Here is a 22068-nt window from a genome sequence, read left to right as displayed (position 1 = left end):
GGAGACGTTAGCAAGTATTTAAGTCACCTTTCATACGCGAATTATTTGAATCCTCAACAAACCCCAATGGTGGTTTGGAACATCCTAAAAGGGGTTTCATTGCTTGAAGGAAGCGAGGACATTGCAGCTTTCACACGTACACGTCTGATTGAAGAAGCCCTGTTCGGTGCAGACTTTCTTGTGCGTATGCAAAACGAAAAAGGCTTTTTCTACATGACGGTCTTTGACAAGTGGAGCAAAGATACTGCGCAACGCGAGATTTGCGCGTACGAAACTCAACTTGGTCACAAATTTGACGACTATCAAGCAGGCTTTCGACAAGGTGGCGGTGTCGCCATTGCAGCGCTAGCGGCAGCATCGCGTTTAAGTGTTCACGGTGAATACGATCAACAAAAATACCGCAACGCTGCCGAAAATGGTTACTGGCACTTAAAAGAGCACAATACGCAGTACCTCAATGATGGGGAAGAAAACATTATCGACGAATACTGTGCGCTACTGGCTTGTGTAGAACTGTTTAAAGCAACCAAAGAAACTCGCTACTTGGAAGAGAGCCGTTTGTGGGCGCAACGTTTAGTTGCACGCCAAATGAGCGACGAGCAGATTCAACACTTTTGGTCAGCAAACCAAGACGGCAGCCGTCCATATTTTCACGCAGCCGAAGCTGGTCTACCAGTTATTGCCCTATGCGAATATCTATCAATTGAAGACGACTCAGCACGAGCGGAATCGGTAAAACGTATCGTCAACCTAGCGTGTGAGTTTGAGATCACAATCTCGAATAAAGTGATCAACCCATTCGGTTACCCTCGCCAATATGTTAAAGGCGTAAATGAGTCAAAACGCGAGGCATTTTTTGTCGCACACAACAATGAATCTGGCTATTGGTGGCAAGGCGAGAATGCTCGACTGGGCTCACTCGCGACCATGGCGTACCTTGCTCAACCGCATATAGCGTCGCAAGAAGTACAGCAACAACTTTCTGTGTTTGCTCAAGATGCATTGAACTGGATTGTAGGCTTAAACCCATACGACATGTGCATGCTAGATGGCCATGGTCGTAACAACCCTGATTACCTCCCTCAATATGGTTTCTTCAACGCAAAAGGTGGCGTGTGTAACGGAATCACTGGCGGCTTTGAAGACGAGGAAGACATTGCATTTAACCCACCAGCACAAAAAGAAGACGTGTTACAAAACTGGCGCTGGGGCGAACAGTGGATCCCGCATGGCGCTTGGTACTTACTCGCGATAATGAGTCAAGCTCAGCATGTTTCTCAGTTGGCGACCTCTAAAAATATGAAGGAAGAATAATCATGGGAATGTATTTTGTCGGTATCGATGGTGGCGGCACGTCATGTCGAGCCAGGATTAAAGATTCACAAGGTAATTTTCTTGGCGAGGCCAAAAGCGGCAGTGCCAACATCATGCTAGGTGCTGAAATAGCAATGGCTTCGATTCTTGAATCCATCACTTCGGCTACCGAGCAAGGCGGTCTGACACAACAAGATTTCGCGTCGATGCACGTCGGCTTAGCCCTTGCTGGCGCAGAGCACAAAGCATCTTGGCAAGCCTTCATGTCTCTTCCTCATCCATTTGCCAGTATGACTCTGAATACCGATGCCTACGGTGCGTGCGTTGGTGCGCACAATGGCGAAGATGGCGCAATCATGATTGCGGGAACCGGTTCTTGTGGCATCTACCTTAACGGATTGGAGCAACACGTTGTCGGTGGTCGTGAGTTCCCTATTTCGGATCAAGGTGGCGGCGCAGTGATGGGGCTACGCCTAGTTCAGCAAGTTTTGTTAGCTGAAGATGGCATCAGAGAAAAAACGCCCCTAGCACAACACGTTATGACGCATTTCGAAAATGAGGTCGACAACGTGGTGGCGTGGTCAAAACAGGCGCTTCCTCGTGATTATGGGCAGTTTTCTCCGGCTATTTTCCAACATGCGGAACAAGGCGATGCACTGGCCATTGAAATGCTGAAGCAAACCGCAGCGGATATAGAAATGTTTCTCGTGGCATTAAACAAGCGCGGCGCAACACGTATTTGTTTAATGGGCAGCATAGCTGAACGCATTGTACGTTGGCTTTCACCACCAGTTCAGCAATGGATTGTTGAGCCACAGTTTGACGCGATTGAAGGCGCAATTATGTTTGCTGGCAAACCAGAACATAACCTTTACTCGCTCAGTGCGGCGTAGGAGTAGATATGGAATATCGTGTTGATCTCGTGGTCCTTTCTGAGCAGAAACAAAACTGCCGCTTTGGCCTCACCTTTCATAACTTGAGCGACCAAGACCTAAACAGCTGGAGCTTAACTTTCGCTTTCGATCGTTACATTCTTCCAGACAGCGTTTCAAATGGTCAACTGACTCAAATTGGTAGTTTTTGCACACTTAAACCAGAAGGGGTGGTACTGGCTGCCAACCATCACTATTACTGTGAATTCAGTATTGGTTCGAACCCATTCCGTTATTACTCGGATGGCTTTAACGAAGCGATGATCAACTTTGTCGTTGATGGAAACCCACAGCGCGCACAAGTGGATGTCACGCCTATCGTATTAGCTTCACCATACCGTGAACGCAGTGAGATTCCGGCAAGTTTAACCCATGCACAGCCCTTGCTGCCAAAACCAAACCATATTGAGGTCAGCGATCACTATTTTAGCTTTGATCATCATGCTGGCGTCGCGGTTTATTCAAGCCTGGCCAATTCAGCTAAAGAATGGCTACTTGAAGAGCTTAAGCGCATTCACCAATTTGAGTTCGCATCAGACAATGGCAGTCAGATCATCTTCAAAGGCAACCCAACCTTGGATGAAGGCGCTTACAAACTGAAAGTAGCCGAAGAGTCAATCAAAATTGAAGCAGGATCTTCGTCTGGTTTTACCCATGCTTGTGCAACGTTATTACAACTAGTCAAAGTTGGCGATCAACCTAACTCAATGGAAGTAGTTTGCTGTTCAATCAAGGACAGGCCACGTTTTCGTTACCGCGGTATGATGCTGGATTGTGCTCGTCATTTTCACTCCGTTAAGCAAGTCAAACGCTTGATCAACCAACTGGCTCATTACAAGTTCAATACGTTCCATTGGCATCTTACCGACGATGAGGGTTGGCGAATTGAAATCAAATCACTGCCTCAACTGACCGATATTGGTGCTTGGCGCGGATTGGATGAGATCAATGAACCACAGTACACGCACTTTGATGAACGTTACGGCGGCTTCTACACACAAGAAGACATCAAAGACGTTATCGAATTTGCATCGCAACGCGGCATCACCATCATTCCTGAAATTGATGTACCTGGTCATTGCCGAGCCGCCATCAAGTCGTTACCACACCTATTGGTAGAAGCGGAAGATACCACCGAATACCGCAGTATTCAGCATTACAACGACAACGTCATTAACCCAGCTCTGCCGGGGAGCTATGAATTTATCGACAAAGTGCTAGAAGAAGTCTCTGCGCTTTTTCCTGCGCCTTACGTTCATATTGGTGCCGACGAAGTACCTAACGGCGTATGGTCAAAAAGCCCAGCATGCCAAGCACTAATGGAACAACTGGGTTACAGCGACTACAAAGATTTGCAAGGACACTTCTTGCGTTATGCCGAAGACAAACTTCGTAAATTGGGCAAACGCATGCTGGGCTGGGAAGAAGCTCAACACGGCGACAAAGTCAGTAAAGATACGGTGATCTACTCATGGCTAAGCGAAGAAGCGGCCTTGAACTGTGCTCGCCAAGGCTTTGATGTGGTGCTGCAACCAGCACAAACCACTTACCTAGATATGACCCAAGACTACGCACCTGAAGAACCGGGCGTGGACTGGGCAAACCCACTGCCACTAGAAAAAGCTTACAACTACGAGCCGCTCGCTGAAGTGCCTGCTGACGACCCAATACGTAAGCGCATTTGGGGCATTCAAACAGCATTATGGTGCGAAATTATCAATAACCAACCTCGCATGGACTACATGATCTTCCCTCGTTTAACTGCAATGGCAGAAGCATGTTGGACAGACAAACAACACCGAGATTGGACCGACTATTTATCACGCTTGAAAGGCCATCTACCTCTGCTTGATTTGCAGGGAGTGAATTACCGTAAACCGTGGAAGTAATACAAAACTGATGTCGAAACATCACGCTTGAAGAGTTTTTAAATTTTGGCTGCTGATGCAGCTTCGTAAAAAGGAAAGACACAAATGAAATACGGCTATTTCGATAACGAGAATCGCGAATACGTCATCACTCGCCCTGACGTACCAGCACCATGGACCAACTACCTAGGTACTGAGAAGTTCTGTACGGTTATCTCGCACAACGCGGGTGGCTACTCGTTCTACAACTCTCCAGAATACAACCGTGTTACTAAATTCCGTCCAAATGCGACATTCGATCGCCCAGGACACTACGTTTACTTGCGTGATGATGAGACAGGTGATTACTGGTCAATCTCTTGGCAACCAGTTGCGAAGAGCCTAGACGAAGCAAACTACGAAGTTCGTCACGGCTTGTCTTACTCTAAGTTCAAATGTGAATACAGCGGTATTACCGCAACAAAAACTCTGTTCGTGCCAAAAGGCGAAGACGCTGAAATCTGGGATGTAGTGATTAAAAACACCTCTGACAAACCACGTACGATCAGTGCATTCTCATTTGTTGAGTTCTCATTCAGCCACATTCAATCTGATAACCAAAACCATCAGATGTCTCTGTACTCGGCAGGTACGGCTTACAACGAAGGCGTGATAGAGTACGACCTGTACTACAACACCAACGATTTCGAAGGCTTCTACTACCTAGCTTCAACATTTGCCCCAGATTCATACGACGGCCAACGTGACAGCTTCCTAGGCCTATACCGTGACGAAGCAAACCCGTTAGCGGTAGAACAAGGTAAGTGTTTCAATACAGCGCAAACTTGTTACAACCACTGTGGCTCTTTGCATAAGCAATTTACTATTCAGCCGGGTGAAGAAGTTCGCTTTGCTTACATTCTCGGTATCGGTAAAGGCAACGGAGAGCGTCTGCGTGCTAAGTACCAAGACCTTGCAGAAGTCGACAACGCATTTGCGGGTATCAAAGCACACTGGGATGAGCGTTGTGGCAAGTTCCAAGTGAAATCACCAAACGAAGGTCTAGATACCATGATCAACGCTTGGACGTTATACCAAGCGGAAACGTGTGTGGTGTGGTCTCGCTTTGCTTCATTCATCGAGGTGGGAGGCCGTACTGGTCTTGGTTACCGCGATACAGCGCAAGATGCAATCTCAGTTCCTCACGCTAACCCAGCAATGACGCGCAAACGTATCGTTGACCTACTGCGTGGCCAAGTAAAAGCGGGCTACGGTCTACACCTATTCGATCCAGATTGGTTTGATCCAGAAAAAGCTGATGTTAAACCATCGAAGTCTCCAACCGTAGTTCCAACACCTTCTGATGAAGACAAAATTCACGGCATCGAAGACACTTGTTCCGATGACCATCTATGGCTAGTTCCAACCATCTGTAAGTACGTGATGGAAACCGGTGAGCACAGCTTCTTCGACGAAGTGATCCCTTACGCCGACGGTGGCGATGCAACGGTTTATGACCACATGAAAGCCGCGCTAGACTTCTCGGCTGAATACGTAGGTCAAACCGGTATCTGTAAAGGTCTGCGTGCAGACTGGAACGACTGTCTGAACCTAGGTGGCGGCGAATCGTCAATGGTGTCGTTCCTACATTTCTGGGCACTGCAGGAGTTCATCGACCTAGCGAAATACCTAGGTAAACAAGCCGACGTTGAAAAATACACGGTGATGGCAGCAAACGTTCGTGAAGCGTGTGAAACCCACCTTTGGGATGACGAAGGCGGTTGGTACATCCGTGGTCTGACGAAGAATGGCGACAAGATCGGTACTGCGCAACAAGCGGAAGGCCGAGTACACCTAGAGTCAAACACACTTGCGGTACTTTCTGGTGCGGTATCTCAAGAGCGCGGCGAAAAAGCGATGGACGCTGTCGATGAGAACCTGTTCTCTGAATACGGCCTTCACCTAAACTCACCATCTTTTGCAACACCGAATGATGATATCGGCTTCGTAACTCGTGTTTACCAAGGCGTAAAAGAGAACGGTGCGATATTCTCGCATCCAAACCCATGGGCTTGGGTAGCTGAAGCGAAACTGGGTCGTGGTGATCGTGCAATGAAGTTCTACGATGCGCTAAACCCATACAACCAGAACGACATCATCGAAAAACGTATTGCAGAACCATACTCATACGTTCAGTTCATCATGGGTCGTGACCACCAAGACCACGGTCGTGCAAACCACCCATGGTTAACAGGTACGTCAGGCTGGGCTTACTTCGCTGTTACCAACTTTATTCTTGGTGTGCGTACAGGCTTCGATGGCCTAACTATCGATCCATGTATCCCAACGAACTGGCCTGGTTTCGAAGTGACTCGCCAATGGCTAGGAGCAACGTACAACATCAAAGTCGTTAACCCAGACTCAGTAAGCAAAGGCGTTAAGTCGATTACCGTGAACGGTGAAGCTGTAAATGGTGCATCTGTACCAGTTCAAGCGGAAGGTTCAGTAAACGAAGTTATCGTTACTCTAGGTTAATCATCTTTTGGGGGAGTCCTTCTCCCCTTTTGATTTATCCGGTGCATTTATGTTTTACAAGTGCATCGGTTCGCTAGCAAAGATTTAAGACGCGGTGGGATGCCGCTCTTATCGAGGATCGAATCATGATCAAATTTGGTACAGGCGGTTGGCGTGCATTTATTGGTGAGGAGTTCACCAAAGATAACGTACGCTTGGTTGCCCAAGCAGTTGCAAACATCACGAATAACGAATCGGTTGCTGATCGCGGTTTTGTGATTGGCTATGACCGTCGTTTTCTTTCCGATAAAGCAGGTCGTTGGTTCGCTGAAGTTCTAGCAGCAAACGGCATTATGGTTAGCTTTATCGACAAATTTGTCCCAACACCTATCGTAATGTTTAAAGCGAAAGAAATGGGCTGCGCATACTCGGCATGTATTACCGCATCACACAACCCTGCCGATTACAACGGCATTAAAGTCTTCATTGAAGGTGGTCGTGACGCAGATGAAATCATCACCCAAAAAATCGAATCACAAATAGACGCGCTCACTGCGCAAGATGTAAAAAGCGTCGACTTTGAACAAGCGGTTGAAGATAAGCTGATTGAAATCATCAATCCGATGAACGAATTCGTTGACTCAATCATCGACTTTATCGACATCGGAGCGATCAAGAAGGCGAATTTACGTGTTTTGATCGACCCAATGTTTGGTGTCGCGAAAAACGCACTGCAAACCGTATTAATCAACGGCCGCTGTGACGTTGATGTGATTAACGATGGCAAAAACCCAGACTTCGGTGGGTTAATGCCTTCGCCAAGCGCTGCAACACTCTACCGTTTGATGCACCTAGTGAAAGAGCAAGGTTACGATATTGGCATCGGTACTGATGGCGATGCGGACCGTCTTGGTATTATCGACGAAAAAGGTAACTTCATTCATCCAAATGAAGTGCTACTGCTGCTTTACTACTACCTACTTGAATACAAAGGCTGGAAAGGCTCCGTGGTACGTAACATCGCAACCACCCACCTTCTCGATAAAGTCGCCGAAGATCATGGCGAGAAATGCTTTGAGGTTCCTGTAGGCTTTAAGCACATCAGCTCCCAAATGGAAGCGGATGACTCACTGATTGGCGGGGAAAGCTCTGGTGGCCTAACCATTCGCGGCCACATCAAAGGTAAAGACGGCGTATTCGCATCAAGCCTATTGGTAGAAATGATTTCAGTAACCGGCAAGAAGCTGTCTGAGTTGCTGGATGAAATCTACGGCAAGTACGGCTATGCCTACATGGCAGAAGGCGATTGCAAGTTCAAACCAGCGCAAAAAGACGTACTGTTCAACAAGATTTATGTTGAAAAGCAGTTGCCTGAGTTTGAGTTTGAAATCGAAAAAGTCAGCTATGAAGATGGTGCGAAAGTCTACTTCAAGAACGGCGGTTGGATCATCGCTCGCTTCTCTGGCACTGAGCCACTGCTACGAATTTTTGCAGAGATGCAAGATAAGGACACTGCGGAACGTGTTCTTCAACAGTTTAAAGACTTCTTGTCTTTATAACTGAACCTTGTGCCCGCTTCGAGCACTATGATGAGAGTCAACGCTGTCTGAAAAGGCGCTCATCAACAGGAGAAGAGCACTTGCCCGGCTCCACAGCCGGGCTTTTTTATTGTATGTTGGGAAGTCGTAAACGAGATAGAAAAGATACTCAGGAGCGTTAAGCAAATGCCAGGACGCCTTGCGTTTCAATTTTCACCGCGACGGACTCACCTATATTTAATGCTTGCGAAGCTGTAGCTAACAAACGGTCACCATTCGCGTTAATCACATAACGGCAGTGATCACCCATAAAATGCTGTTCCAATACGGTTACCGAACTATCTTCATCGGATTGAATTTGCACATGCTGCGGTCTTAGCAGTAAAGAGCACTCCGCCTGTACTGGAATATCTTGTTGAGCCGTGGCGTCAACCACGCCCAAGTGGGTTTCATATTCTGAATTCGAAACCCGTTTAGCAGCAAGGTAACTGCCACCACCTAAGAAATCAGCGACAAATTTACTTGAAGGCTGGTAGTAAAGCTCAGATGCTGTGCCATATTGCTCGATGACTCCATTGTTCATCACTGCCATTTTATCGGCGAAAGCAAAAGCCTCTTCACGGCTATGCGTAACAAAAATGGCAGTCACACCTTGGGCCTTAAAAATCTTACGGATCTCACTTATCAACTCATGGCGAACTTGCGTATCAATATTAGAAAACGGTTCATCAAGTAACAATAAGTCTGGGCTGTAAGCTAATGAGCGAGCAATCGCAACACGCTGCTGCTGTCCACCAGACAATTGATGAGGATAACGATCGCCATAACCTTGAAGATGCACGAGTTCTAACATCTCTTGAACTTTGGCATTTTTCTCTTTTGTCGAGCACTGCTTTAAGCCAAAGGCAATGTTTTGCTCCACCGTCAAGTGAGGAAAAAGTGCGTAATCTTGGAAAATCATCCCGATATTACGCTGTTCTGGCGGCAACCAGTTTTCCCCATCATCAATTGTGACGCAATTTAGACTCATTTCGCCTGACGTTAACGGCAATAATCCCGCAACGGCCTTTAATAGTGTTGTTTTCCCACAGCCACTGGCTCCTAGCAAACAGACAATCTGCCCTTGTTCTACCTCAAGAGACAATGATTCGAGTACAGTTTGATCGTCATATTGGCACGTTAGGTTTTTAATTGATAATGCACAGCTCATCAGTGATTTTGCTCCAGTGAACGGTTAACAACAACAAGCGGGATCAACCCAACAAGAACCAACAGAACCGCTGGCAAAGCGGCCAATTCTAAATGCTCATCCGAGGCGAAGTTATAAACGTATGTGGCTAGTGTTTCAAAGTTAAACGGACGAAGTAACAAAGCCGCATTAAGCTCTTTCATCGACTCGATAAACACTAATAAAGCCGCAATCAGTGCACCGCGCTTAACCAGCGGAAAGTGCACGCGCCACAGCATGGCATTGGGCTTACAACCCATAGTGCGCGATGCCATATCTAACGACGGAGAAATTTTATTTAAATTACTTTCGATACTACCAATCGCTACCGCGGAAAAGCGCACAACCATGGCAAATACTAGTGCGAACATGGAACCAGAAAAGATAAGTCCCGGCCTTCCCCACTCCATGGCTTTAGCAACATCGTTGACACGATGATCCATAAACAGCACAGCGACCATCACACCGATGGCTAGTACCGTTCCTGGTACTGCATAGCCCATAGAAGAAAGACGCATAAATGCCAAGCTTTCTCGTTTACCACTGACTCGATGGGTAAAGTTAACGATCAGTGCGACAGCAACACCAATAATCGCAGCAATAACAGACACAACTAAGCTATTCCATGCGTATTCACGAAACTCTGAGGTCCAACTCTGCGCAAAATAAGTGATCGCATAATCAATCAGCTGTAGTAGCGGCAAAATAAAAGCGACTGAAACCAAGCCCCAACACCAAACCAGTGCGGTCCACTTTTTCCAGCCCGTCAACTCGTAACGAAAATCTTCGTGACTGTTAAATTGGCTTTGAAAAAGCTTTTGTTTACGGCGGCTGTATCGTTCGGCACTAAGAAGCAGTACTACAATGACGAGCATCATGGCAGAAATCTTGGCTGCCGCATTAAGATTAGAGTACCCCAACCAAGTATCGTAGACCGCTGTGGTTAACGTATTCACCGCGAAGTAACTTACCGTACCAAAGTCACCGATGGTCTCCATTGCGACCAATGATAAACCTACTGCGATAGAGGGTCTTACTAACGGCATCGAGATGCGCCAAAAGCTTTCCCATGGAGAGCACTTGAGCAAACGCGCGCTTTGCAATAAAGATACATTTTGCTCCATAAACGCAGCCCGGCACAATAAATACACGTAAGGATACAACACCAAAGCCAACACAAAGGTCGCACCAGGCAACGTACGAATGTCAGGGAACCAATACTCGCCAGGTCCCCATCCGGTTACATCACGCAAAAAGATCTGAATCGGGCCTGCAAAATCAAACCAATCAGTAAAAATATAACCAATGATATAACCTGGCATTGCAAGAGGTAGCACCAATGCCCACTGCAACCATTTTTCGGTCGGCAGTTTACACATGGCCATTATCCAAGCGCTTGGAATACCAAGAATTAAGGACAGCACCATTACGCCAACAGTTAGCGCAACCGTGTTAAAAATATAAGTCGGCATGACCGTTGCCATTAAATGAGCAAACAAATCATCCGTTTCACCAATTGCGGTGTAGAAGATCGCTAAGATCGGCAAAACCAGTAGCAGAGTTATTACCCCACTACTGGTTTTCCATAAAGAGTGTTTATCTTTCATCGCCTAATTACTGCAAGGCTGTATGAAATACAAATGCTGTTGCAAATACATCTCATATCCTTTAATCAAATGGGGGTACTGTTATACCCCCACAAGGAATTAAAGGTCAAATTTCACTTCATCTAATAGCTTAATTGCCGCTTCGTGGTTGGCTGCAATATCGTCTAGAGAAAGCTTGTCTGCTTTAAAGTCACCCCAAGATTCCACAAGCTCAGAACGCTTCACGCCTTCTTTAACTGGGTACTCGTAGTTAACTTCTGCGTACATTTGCTGCGCTTTGTCACCCGTTAGGAATTCCATTAGCTTCACAGCATTGTCTTTGTTTGGAGAGTACTTAGCCATCGCCATACCAGAGATATTCACGTGAGTGCCTGTAGTCTCTTGGTTAGGGAAGTTGATGTAAACTGCATCAGCCCAAGCTTTTTGCTCTTTGTCGTTAACCATTTTACCTAGGTAGTAGCTGTTACCTAGAGAAACATCACATAGGCCTTCTTTGATCGCTTTAACTTGTGCACGATCGTTGCCTTGTGGTTTGCGAGCAAGGTTTGCTTTCACGCCTTCTAACCACTCTTTGGTTTCTGCTTCGCCATTGTGAGCAATCATTGCTGAAACTAGAGAAACGTTGTACGGGTGCTTACCGCTACGAGTACAAATTTTACCTTTGAACTCTGGCTTAGCTAAGTCTGCGTAGTTGAAATCTGCGCCTAGTTTACCTACGCGATCACGTGATGAATAAACGCTACGAGAACGTAGAGTTAGAGCAAACCACTCATTCTCTTTATCTTGGTATTGAGCAGGTACGTTTTCTTCAATGATTTTGCTATCGACTTTCTGAACTAAACCTTTGTTTGTCAGTTCAGCTAGACGGCTGATGTCTGTCGTAAGAATAACGTCAGCAGGGCTGTACTCACCTTCTTGAGCTAGCTTTTCTGCTAAGCCTTTTTTAGCAAATTTTACGTTTACTTTGATACCAGTTTCTTTAGTGAACTCATTGAACATAGGTTCAACTAGGAAAGGTTGACGGTAAGAGTAGACGTTCACTTCTTCAGCAGCCATTGCTGTTGGAGCTAGAGTAGCGCAAGTTAGTGCTGAAAGAGTTAGCAGTTTTTTCATTGTTTAATCCTTTACCATGCTAATGATAACGTTTATCAGTTGCGTTATTATATGTATGTTCAATAAGAAGACAATGACGAATATTAAAAAACCTGCTCATCGGAGCAGGTTTTATTGTGTTAAGTGTGTAACCATTTATTACAAGCTAATGATTATTTCACCGTAACAAACTCTGGGTAAGCACCAACACCACAATCATGCATGTCCATACCTTCCATTTCTTCATCTTCTGTAACGCGAATCCCAACGGTCGCTTTCAAGATTGCCCACACAACTAGGCTAGCACCAAATACCCAAGCAAAGATAACTACGGCACCTAAAAGCTGTGCACCAAACGTTGCATCACCGTTGCTCAGTGGCACTACCATTAGGCCGAAGAAACCACACACACCGTGAACTGAGATAGCACCTACTGGATCGTCAATTTTAAGTTTATCTAGAGCAATGATACTGAATACTACTAGTGCACCCGACACCGCACCAATCGCAACCGCGTACAGTGGTGATGGCGATAGAGGGTCTGCAGTGATGGCAACCAAGCCAGCTAGCGCGCCATTGAGGATCATCGTTAAATCGGCTTTACCCCAAGTAGTTTTACAAACGAATAGCGCCGCAATTGCACCAGCAGCCGCTGCTGCGTTAGTGTTTAGAAAGATCTGACCTACCGCTGTAGCATTCTCAAAATCTGAAACCATCAACTGAGAACCACCGTTAAATCCAAACCAGCCAAACCAAAGGATAAAAGTACCCAACGTTGCCAAAGGCATGTTAGAACCTGGAATCGGATAGATTTCACCATTTTTACCGTACTTACCCTTACGCGCGCCAAGCAGTAACACACCAGCAAGAGCAGCAGAAGCACCTGCCATATGTACGATACCAGACCCCGCAAAGTCACTAAATCCAGCTTCTGCTAGGAAGCCTCCACCCCATGTCCAGTAACCTTCCATTGGATAGATAAACGCAGTTAAAATCGCAGAGAAAATCAAGAAAGACCAAAGCTTCATGCGCTCAGCTACCGCACCAGAAACGACGGACATAGCAGTTGCAACGAAGACAACTTGGAAGAAGAAGTCAGACTCTAAAGAGTGGTCGGCCCCTTCACCTTGAGTACCAATTAGCGTACCAAATGAAGGTAACCAGCCTCCTTCTCCATTATCGACATACATGATGTTATAACCGACAATCAAAAACATCGTACATGCGATGGCGTACAAACAGATGTTCTTCGTAAGAATTTCTGTTGTGTTTTTAGAGCGCACAAGGCCAGCCTCTAGCATCGCAAAGCCTGCTGCCATCCACATTACCAACGCACCGGAAATGAGGAAGAAAAAGGTGTCAAGTGCGTAACGTAACTCGGTTACTGTTGTTGCTAATTCCATAATAAGTATCTCCAATCCTTTGAATTCTTAAAGTGCTTCTGCGTCCATTTCGCCAGTTCGGATACGCACCGCTTGGTTCAGATCGTAAACAAAAATTTTACCGTCGCCGATTTTTCCGGTTTGCGCAGCTTTTGTAATTGCTTCAACAACGCGATCTACATTGTCTGCGTGAGTCGCGATTTCAATTTTCACCTTTGGTAGAAAATCGACTTGATACTCTGCACCGCGATACAATTCCGTGTGACCTTTTTGACGACCGAACCCTTTAACTTCTGATACTGTCATCCCTTCGATACCGACATCAGCCAATGCTTCTCGTACATCGTCTAATTTAAACGGCTTAATAATGGCATTGATTATTTTCATTGAGTTATCTCCGAAGCTTTCATCCTGAAACACTTCTTATAATCCAATCTACGTGCCAAGTTTTTAAGTTATTGAATAATAAAAACTAACCTCAATTTACATATCTATAAACAAAAAGGGCGCACCATATCGGTGCGCCCTTTTCACAAATTTAAAGCAACGGCAGAGAAGTTACCCAAAACTGTGCATTAAATGTTCAAAAAGTCTTTCCACTGTTCGATAAGTGCCATGAAATCCTCTATCCCACAACTTGCTGTACTTTCTGCATTGTAGAAGTCGAACTCACTTTCCATCTCGACATCATATTCATGGGCTAATGCGTTTTCTTGTACAAGAACTTCGTCGCCCTGAATCATCAAGCTAATTTCCGTGCCTGTTAGGTTATGCTCCTGAGAAGGCGCTGAAAATGACCGCTCAATTAGCTTTTCAACCTGTGCAATCTTCATCGGATCTTTGCCAATTTCTTCTTGCAACCAGCGCCCTACAATCTCATGTCCCATGCTACATTTTACGTAGTACTCGCCCATCAACGTGTTACGAATGAATTCAAATTCCACCGAGATTGCCTATTTCGTATCAATTTGGTGCGAGTATAGCGAATTGCTCCCATAAAAAAAGCACCTCATATGAGGTGCTTTCGAATTGTGCATTTCTGATTATGCCGGTTCTTGGAAGATCACTTCGTCCGCTTTCTTGGTGTATTGATCCATTTTATGGAAGTTCAAGTAGCGGTATGTATCCGTTGCCGTAGCGTCGATTTGCTTCGCGTATTCTAGGTATTCTTCTTTGGTTGGAATCTTACCTAGAATTGCACCTACTGCAGCTAGCTCAGCTGACGACAGGTAAACATTCGCACCAGTACCCAGACGGTTCGGGAAGTTACGCGTTGAAGTCGACATTACTGTTGATTTATCTGCAACACGCGCTTGGTTACCCATACAAAGTGAACACCCTGGCGTTTCAATACGCACCCCTGCACGTCCGAAGATACCGTAGTAGCCTTCTTCAATCAGTTGGTCTTTATCCATCTTTGTTGGTGGCGCTACCCAAAGGCGCGTTGCTAACTGGCCATTGAACTTATCAAGCAATTTACCTGCTGCGCGGAAGTGACCGATGTTCGTCATACAAGAGCCGATGAACACTTCATCAATCGCTGTGCCTTGTACTTCAGACAACAAACGAGCGTCATCTGGGTCATTCGGTGCACATAGTACTGGCTCATTGATTTCAGCCATATCGATTTCAATCACATGTGCGTATTCAGCGTCTTTATCTGCTTGCATCAGCTCAGGGTTTGCTAGCCACTCTTGCATTGCAGTAATGCGGCGCTCGATAGTACGGCGATCACCGTAGCCTTCAGAGATCATCCACTTCAGCATCACGATGTTAGAGTTTAAGTACTCTTCGATCGACTCTTGAGACAATTTCACAGTACAACCTGCCGCAGAACGCTCTGCAGATGCATCAGAAAGCTCAAATGCTTGCTCAACCGTTAGCGTTTCTAAGCCTTCAATCTCAAGGATACGGCCAGAAAATTCGTTGATCTTGCCCGCTTTTTCTACCGTTAGTAGCCCTTGCTGAATCGCGTAGTAAGGGATGGCATGAACAAGATCACGCAGTGTAATACCCGGTTGCATTTCACCTTTAAAACGAACCAAGATTGACTCTGGCATGTCTAGCGGCATAACGCCTGTCGCAGCTGCAAAGGCAACCAAGCCCGAGCCAGCTGGGAATGAAATACCCAGAGGGAAACGAGTATGTGAGTCACCACCCGTACCAACAGTATCCGGCAGTAGCATACGGTTCAGCCATGAGTGGATAATACCGTCACCAGGACGAAGAGATACACCACCGCGGTTCATAATAAAGTCCGGAAGTGTATGGTGAGTGTTAACGTCTACTGGTTTTGGATAAGCCGATGTGTGACAGAAAGACTGCATGACAAGATCAGCAGAGAAGCCGAGACACGCCAAGTCTTTAAGTTCATCACGAGTCATAGGGCCAGTAGTATCTTGCGAACCTACTGTCGTCATTTTCGGCTCACAGTAGGTACCAGGGCGAATGCCTTCTACGCCACACGCTTTACCAACCATTTTCTGTGCAAGCGTGTAACCCTTGCCAGAATCTGCGATTTCACCAGGTTTACGGAATACGTCCGAAGGCTCAAGACCTAGAGACTGGCGCGCTTTGTCTGTCAAACCACGACCGATGATCAATGGGATACGACCACCAGCACGAACTTCATCAATCAGTACTTCTGTTTTTAGCGAGAACTCAGCTAGAACCTCACCAGTTTCGTGGTTGCAAACTTTACCTTCATATGGGTAAACATCGATAACATCGCCCATGTTGAGCTTAGTTACGTCAACTTCGATTGGTAGTGCGCCAGCATCTTCCATTGTGTTAAAGAAGATAGGGGCAATTTTGCCACCAAGCACATACCCACCAGCTCGTTTGTTTGGAACGTAAGGGATATCATCACCCATAAACCAAAGCACTGAGTTGGTTGCCGATTTACGTGAAGAGCCAGTACCAACAACATCACCAACGTAAACCAATTGATGACCTTTGTCTTTTAACTCTTCAATTTGCTTGATCGGGCCAATAGTACCCGGTTGATCAGGGTTTATTCCTTCACGCTCGTTTTTAAGCATCGCCAGTGCGTGTACTGGAATATCAGGGCGAGACCAAGCGTCAGGTGCAGGTGAAAGGTCATCCGTGTTCGTTTCACCTGTTACTTTAAATACGGTTAGAGTGACTTTTTCTTCAAGCTTAGGCTTAGAAAGGAACCACTCAGCATCAGCCCATGATTGAAGTACTTTCTGTGCATGCGCATTGCCTGCTTTCGCTTTCTCTTCTACGTCATAGAAAGCATCAAACATCAGCAGCGTATGAGACAGCGCTTTTACTGCGATCTCTGCCAGTGCTTCATCATCCAATAGCTCAACTAGCGGTTCGATGTTGTAACCACCTTGCATAGTGCCTAGCAGTTCAGCCGCTTTTTCACGACTCACTAATGGTGATTTAACTTCACCTTTTGCTACTGCTGTTAGGAAACCCGCTTTTACATAAGCAGCTTCATCAACACCTGGAGGGATACGGTTTTCAAGTAGGTCAAGAATGACTTCTTCTTCACCTTGCGGGGGATTTTTCAGAAGTTCTACAAGTCCAGCAACTTGTTCTGCGTCTAGCGGTTTAGGAACAACTCCTTCAGCAGCACGCTCTTCGACGTGTTTACGGTAGGCTTCAAGCACGACTTTTTCCTCTCATTGCGGTTCCTCCTCTATTATTACTATTGTTAAAGTAAAGGAGTGAACATCCTTGGAAACTTGGCTCTCCATTGCCCTTGTTTTCATTCAATTATGATTGAGAAACAGCGCCGTAGAGGCCAAACTGTGGGCAAAATAATAGCAAATTTAACCTTAAATTAAAATCTTATCATTTTGACCAACATAGCAACTTACGACTAAAGTTCTGCTAATTTTGACCAAATATGCCAAGTTTTTGCTTTCTCATACCCGATTAATTAAACGATGTTCCTACGATCAAATACACTGCATCCAAATCTTGCTCGGTACGACCGTATGCCAACATTATTGGTCCTATTGGTGAGTCAACACCAAAGAAGATGGAGCCAGCATTGTAAAGCGGCGCTTCGTTTAGTTTCAGATCATTATCAGACCAAACACCGCCATATTCGACCGATGCGCCCAGGTAGACTGGAGCTTCAAACAATCCGAAATCATTATCAAACCACTTATATCGGTACACCAAACTGCTGAAAAATAAGTTCTGTCCGATCAGGCTATTTCTTGGGATTCCAGATAGACTTAAAAAGCCGCCCAACTCTCTGGGATCAAGCGGTAAAGATGAGTTTTTACTCTCTACAAAACTATATTCAGCATGTCCGACTAAAGTATGACGCTGATGACTCACTGCACCTTTAAATCGTGCAGAGATTTCATAAACGGTATCTTCAATAATTTTGTCAGTTTCTAAAAGGCTAACGCCCTGAGGACTTTGATCATGAGACACTAAATATTCGAGATCGACTAAAAGCCCACGAGTCGGAAATGCGAAATCATCGAGTGTATCTAGGCGATAATTGGCAAACAGGCCACGACGTTCAAAATCCAATTTACCAGCAGAAGCCAAAGTAGAAAGCTCAATATCTCCGGTTGAGTAGCGAGCGCCAAATCGAAGTTCTTGCCACAATGTGGGTTGGATACCTATCGCTACCTCTGTTGTAAAATCATCGTAAGTGACCGGAAAAAAGTCATTTACTGACTCTAAATCTGGTGCTTGAGGCTCTGTTAAAGGTAAGTTTCGGCTCTCACTGCCATAGGAAATACGCCCCGATACAAAAAGTTCTTGGCTAGATAAAACAGGGGAATACAACTCAGCTTCAATCAGCTTATCCGTGCCCATTTCTACGTTGAACGCCAACTCCGCGCCATGAGAGTTCAAGTTGGTAAAGTTGGTTGATATCCCTATGCCGTACTGGCTATCTGTATCGAAGTCATCTTCAAGAAAAAATCGGAAGTTGAGATAATTAGGCCCCCACGACTTCTCGTTAACATCAAAAACCAACAATGTCTCACCATCAACCTCTTCAAAGTGATAAGTGATGAGCTCGAACCGATCTAACGCGTAGAGGTTTTCAACGGCTTTCTCAATTTCGGCCGTTGAAATACGACGTCCGGTTTCTAATTCAATACGATTCGTCAACAACACATCGCTGTAGTGCGTGTTATTTACAATCACAATGTCATCAACCACACGCTGATCGCCATAAATCAGAGTTTTACGAACTTCTTGTTTGCGGTCGATGTATTTTTGATAGTCCGCGTTGGACAAGCGTAACTCTTTCAGCTTGTCTTTTAATTGCTTGGTAATATCGTACCCAGCTTGAAAAGCCCAAGGCATTTTGTCGAACTCGACGGTTTCCATGGTGCCCACATTGGGACGAATATAGATATCTTGAGGTTCAAGCTCGTCCACTTGCTGTTGTGTACTACGACGAACGAGATAGTTAGAGAGTTGGTCCGCGACAGTAAACAGCCCCGTAAATTCATCTTCGGTTTTGTAGTCGGTGCTAATATCGACGGCAATAACGACATCAGCCCCCATGGCGCGAGCCACATCGACAGGCATGTTATTGACGACGCCGCCATCAACAAGCATATGGCCATTGAGCTTATAGGGAGGAAGCGCTCCTGGTACAGACATGCTAGCCATCATGGCGTCCACAAGGTAACCATTGCCCAGTACGACTTCTTCTAGGGCAAGAATATCAGTCGCAACAGAACGATAAGGAATGGCAAGATCATCAAAAGAATCGAATCGCCCTAAGTTCCCTGTAGTCTCACGCAATACTCGCAACATGTTCTGGCCTTGCACCACACCCGTTGGTGCTCGTACCTCACCGAACCTTAAGCCGAGATCGGTATTAATTTGATAGCGGTCTTCATACTCTTTGTCACGAACTCGACGTTGGCTACGGTCAACACGATCTCGATAACCGCTGCCCCAATCGACGGTGTAGATAAAACTCTCGATTTCATCAGCACTCATACCCGTGGCATAAAGCCCACCCACATAGGCGCCCATACTGGTACCGGTCACAATATCGACAGGGATCTGCATTTCTTCCAATGCTTTTAAAACCCCAATGTGTGCCGCCCCTTTCGCTCCTCCACCAGCGAGCACAACCGCCACCTTTGGTCGAGGTTCCAAGTCATCCGTTTTTGTTAGAGAGTTTGCGAGGGAAACAGAAGGAGTGATCATCAAAAAGGTACTAACCCAAAGCGCAAAGTTGCGAACCGATGGGCTTGATAACAGCTTTTTGAACATTCACTTCTTCCTTTATTGAATATCTGATCAAGTAGGGCGTGCTAGCAGTACTGTACTAACACGCCCTAATATGTACTAAGAATTAATCAGATAAACAAGCTAATGTTGTTGATTTGGCGATGCTACCAATCAAATATGCTATTTAACCAGTTTGATTTCTTCTCACACTGTTGCTTTATCTGACCGGTTTTATCCCAAACCGGCAGTTTGTAATCACTACGGCAGTTCATTTCTAAACCTCCATCAGATGTAGGCTTGAACCCTAATGTGGTGATTTCTCTTGGCCATGGGAGCTCTAAGCGCTCAGGAATACGCTGCTTCAAGTACTCTGCGTACACTCGTAATGCACCACTCGACCCCGTTAGATTCACGGGTTTATTATCGTCGCGGCCTAGCCAAATTGTCGTCACCTCACGACCATCAACACCGACAAACCAACTATCGCGGTTGTCATTACTGGTACCCGTTTTTCCTGCCAATGCAGCCCAACCAAACTGGCTTTGTAAGAAGCGGCCAGTGCCTTGAGCAACCCCTTGTTTCATCGCGTAGGTCGTTAGCCATGCAGCTTGTTCATCCACGGCTCTTGATGAACGAGGCAAGGATTGATACAGCACATTACCTTCCATATCCATGACTGAGCGCAGAGCGGTCAGTTTTGCACGCTTACCTGAATTCGTCAGAGTCTGATACATCTGTGCAACTTCGAATGGCGTCAAAGAAAACGAACCCAAAAACATCGAAGGCACTGGGCGAATTTCGTCTTTGTTCACGCCCAAACGCTCTAAAGTATTGGACACTTCAGGAATGCCAAGTGCCATACCTAAGCGCACGGTTGGTACGTTAAGTGATTTCGCTAAAGCAATGTAAAGTGGCACATCACCACGATATTTTCTATCGTAGTTGCGCGGCGTCCACACGTTACCTTTACTGCTCTTCAGACTTAACGGCGTGTCGTGTAGCGTCGTGCCTAGGTTGTATTTATCCGGTTGTTCTAGAGCCGTTAAGTAAATCGCTGGTTTCACTAAAGAACCAATTGGACGACTGGCATTGAGCGCTCGGTTAAAGCCTTCATAACCGACACGTTTACCACCAACCATCGCACGGATTTCACCACTATGGCGATCAACGGCCACAGCAGCGGCTTCTAACTCTTTACCACCCCGTTTAGCTAGTTCTGGGATCTTTTTCGCGATAGCTTGTTCCATTTTGCTTTGCGATACTGGGTCCAGAGACGTAAATACGCGCAGTCCGGTCTCTGCCTTAAATCGCTCCCCAACTTTTTCTTTTAATTCAATACTCAATTGTTGGAAATAAGCTGGCTGACGGCTCGCAATACGTGGCTTGCTTTGCGTATCGAGTGGACGACTTACAGCTTGTTCATACTGCTCTGAAGTCAACATGTTTTGCTGCATTAACAGGCGCAGAACGAGATCACGACGCTCTTTCGTTCTCTCAGGGTAACGAATTGGGTTGTAGTAAGACGGTCCTTTTACCATCCCAACTAACATCGCCAGCTGATCGATTCGCAACTCCTGAATTGGCTGCCCAAAATAGTAACGCGACGCCAAGCCAAACCCGTGGATCGCTTCACCTCCACTTTGACCTAGGTACACTTCGTTTAGGTAGGCTTCTAAGATACGATCTTTGCTGTAACGGTAATCCAAAATTAGCGCGATATACGCTTCTCGAACTTTACGCCACAGTGTTTTATCACGAGTCAAAAACAGGTTTTTTGCCAATTGCTGAGTCAGCGTACTACCACCTTGAACAGTACGACCCGCCTTAATGTTCGCAACCAATGCACGTGCAATCGCGAGCGGTGACACCCCGTCATGTTGATAAAAATCCCGGTCTTCGGTCGCAAGCAGTGCATCCACCAAAATTTCAGGGAACTGATCACGACGTAAGAAAAGGCGCTGTTCATCACGGTCTTTCTCCAGCATGCCCAACATCTTCGGTTCTAAGCGCAAGTAACCAAGGTCTCCTCGAGATTCTAAAGACTGAATACGTTGCAAGCCGGAATCAGAGAAATGCAGCATAATGTGACGATCCGGCTCGGGACCATCGGCAAACTCGAATGGACGACGAATCAATTCAATCCGAGTGGAAGAAGAGGAATATTCGCCTGGGTAACGAGGTTGACTCACTTTACGGTAATTCAACACATCTAGCTCGTTGCGCAGTTCTTGGATGGTGATATTCTCACCAGGGCTTAGATTCAAGATACGGGCATAAACCACCGTTGGCAGCTCAAACAGCTGACCTTCAAAGCGTTCTTTCACCACACTATCTAAGTAAATCCCAACAAACAGCAAAACAGCGGCAAGTGCAACGCCAGCTTTCCAGCTAAACGACCACAGAACTTTCAACCACG

Annotated in this window: 14 protein-coding genes; 5 read left to right on the top strand and 9 right to left on the bottom strand. The window is 46.0% G+C overall.

Annotation, left to right across the window (positions count from 1 at the left end; translation table 11 throughout):
- From IQR33_RS00910 to IQR33_RS00890, 5 genes are all read left to right on the top strand, one after another.
- Window positions 1-1314, top strand: a 1314-nt coding sequence (locus IQR33_RS00910) for a glycoside hydrolase family 9 protein (RefSeq protein WP_193843434.1), incomplete at its 5' end; no start/stop codon positions are given.
- Window positions 1315-1316: 2 nt separating this feature from the next.
- Entirely contained in the window at window positions 1317-2207 is an 891-nt protein-coding gene (locus IQR33_RS00905; RefSeq protein WP_005380046.1) for an N-acetylglucosamine kinase, read from the top strand.
- A gap of 8 nt (window positions 2208-2215) precedes the next feature.
- A complete protein-coding gene (locus tag IQR33_RS00900; RefSeq protein WP_193838120.1) occupies window positions 2216-4135 on the top strand; it encodes a beta-N-acetylhexosaminidase in 1920 nt (639 codons plus the stop codon).
- An 84-nt stretch (window positions 4136-4219) separates the two neighbouring features.
- Window positions 4220-6628 carry a GH36-type glycosyl hydrolase domain-containing protein gene (locus IQR33_RS00895; RefSeq protein ID WP_193838121.1) on the top strand — a complete coding sequence of 803 codons (2409 nt, stop codon included), beginning with the start codon at window positions 4220-4222 and terminating at the stop codon, window positions 6626-6628.
- 125 nt (window positions 6629-6753) lie between these two features.
- Window positions 6754-8166, top strand: coding sequence for a phosphoglucomutase/phosphomannomutase family protein (locus tag IQR33_RS00890; RefSeq protein ID WP_005380053.1), 1413 nt, complete (start codon window positions 6754-6756; stop codon window positions 8164-8166).
- A gap of 157 nt (window positions 8167-8323) precedes the next feature.
- Here IQR33_RS00890 and IQR33_RS00885 read toward each other — a convergent pair whose 3' ends face one another.
- The 9 genes from IQR33_RS00885 to mrcB form a co-directional block, all read right to left on the bottom strand.
- Entirely contained in the window at window positions 8324-9355 is a 1032-nt protein-coding gene (locus tag IQR33_RS00885; protein ID WP_193838122.1) for an ABC transporter ATP-binding protein, read from the bottom strand.
- Complete coding sequence (locus IQR33_RS00880; RefSeq protein ID WP_025768193.1) at window positions 9355-10980, bottom strand: ABC transporter permease; 1626 nt, start codon at window positions 10978-10980, stop codon at window positions 9355-9357. The genes IQR33_RS00885 and IQR33_RS00880 overlap by 1 nt, the downstream gene beginning before the upstream one ends.
- Before the next feature lie 99 nt (window positions 10981-11079).
- On the bottom strand, window positions 11080-12093 hold the full coding sequence (locus IQR33_RS00875; protein ID WP_005386566.1) for a Fe(3+) ABC transporter substrate-binding protein: 1014 nt from the start codon (window positions 12091-12093) through the stop codon (window positions 11080-11082).
- A gap of 152 nt (window positions 12094-12245) precedes the next feature.
- Window positions 12246-13475: an ammonium transporter gene (locus IQR33_RS00870; protein ID WP_047102648.1), complete on the bottom strand. Its 1230-nt coding sequence runs from the start codon at window positions 13473-13475 to the stop codon at window positions 12246-12248.
- 27 nt (window positions 13476-13502) lie between these two features.
- A complete protein-coding gene (locus tag IQR33_RS00865; protein ID WP_005386570.1) occupies window positions 13503-13841 on the bottom strand; it encodes a P-II family nitrogen regulator in 339 nt (112 codons plus the stop codon).
- Window positions 13842-14029: 188 nt separating this feature from the next.
- The gene (locus IQR33_RS00860; RefSeq protein WP_017635908.1) at window positions 14030-14398 is read right to left on the bottom strand and encodes a YacL family protein; all 369 of its coding nucleotides are present in this window, start codon (window positions 14396-14398) and stop codon (window positions 14030-14032) included.
- Window positions 14399-14497: 99 nt separating this feature from the next.
- Window positions 14498-17095, bottom strand: a complete 2598-nt coding sequence (gene acnB, locus IQR33_RS00855; RefSeq protein ID WP_005380009.1) for a bifunctional aconitate hydratase 2/2-methylisocitrate dehydratase — start codon at window positions 17093-17095, stop codon at window positions 14498-14500.
- A gap of 268 nt (window positions 17096-17363) precedes the next feature.
- On the bottom strand, window positions 17364-19694 hold the full coding sequence (locus IQR33_RS00850; protein ID WP_064376528.1) for a patatin-like phospholipase family protein: 2331 nt from the start codon (window positions 19692-19694) through the stop codon (window positions 17364-17366).
- 122 nt (window positions 19695-19816) lie between these two features.
- On the bottom strand, window positions 19817-22068 hold a 2252-nt coding region (gene mrcB / locus IQR33_RS00845), incomplete at its 5' end, for a penicillin-binding protein 1B (RefSeq protein ID WP_193843433.1).

This window comes from Vibrio sp. OPT46 (assembly GCF_015163535.1).
In the GTDB taxonomy this organism is placed as follows: Bacteria; Pseudomonadota; Gammaproteobacteria; order Enterobacterales; family Vibrionaceae; genus Vibrio; species Vibrio alginolyticus.
The sequence above is the reverse complement of the archived record's forward strand: the minus strand, read 5'-3'. Positions and strand labels throughout refer to the sequence as shown.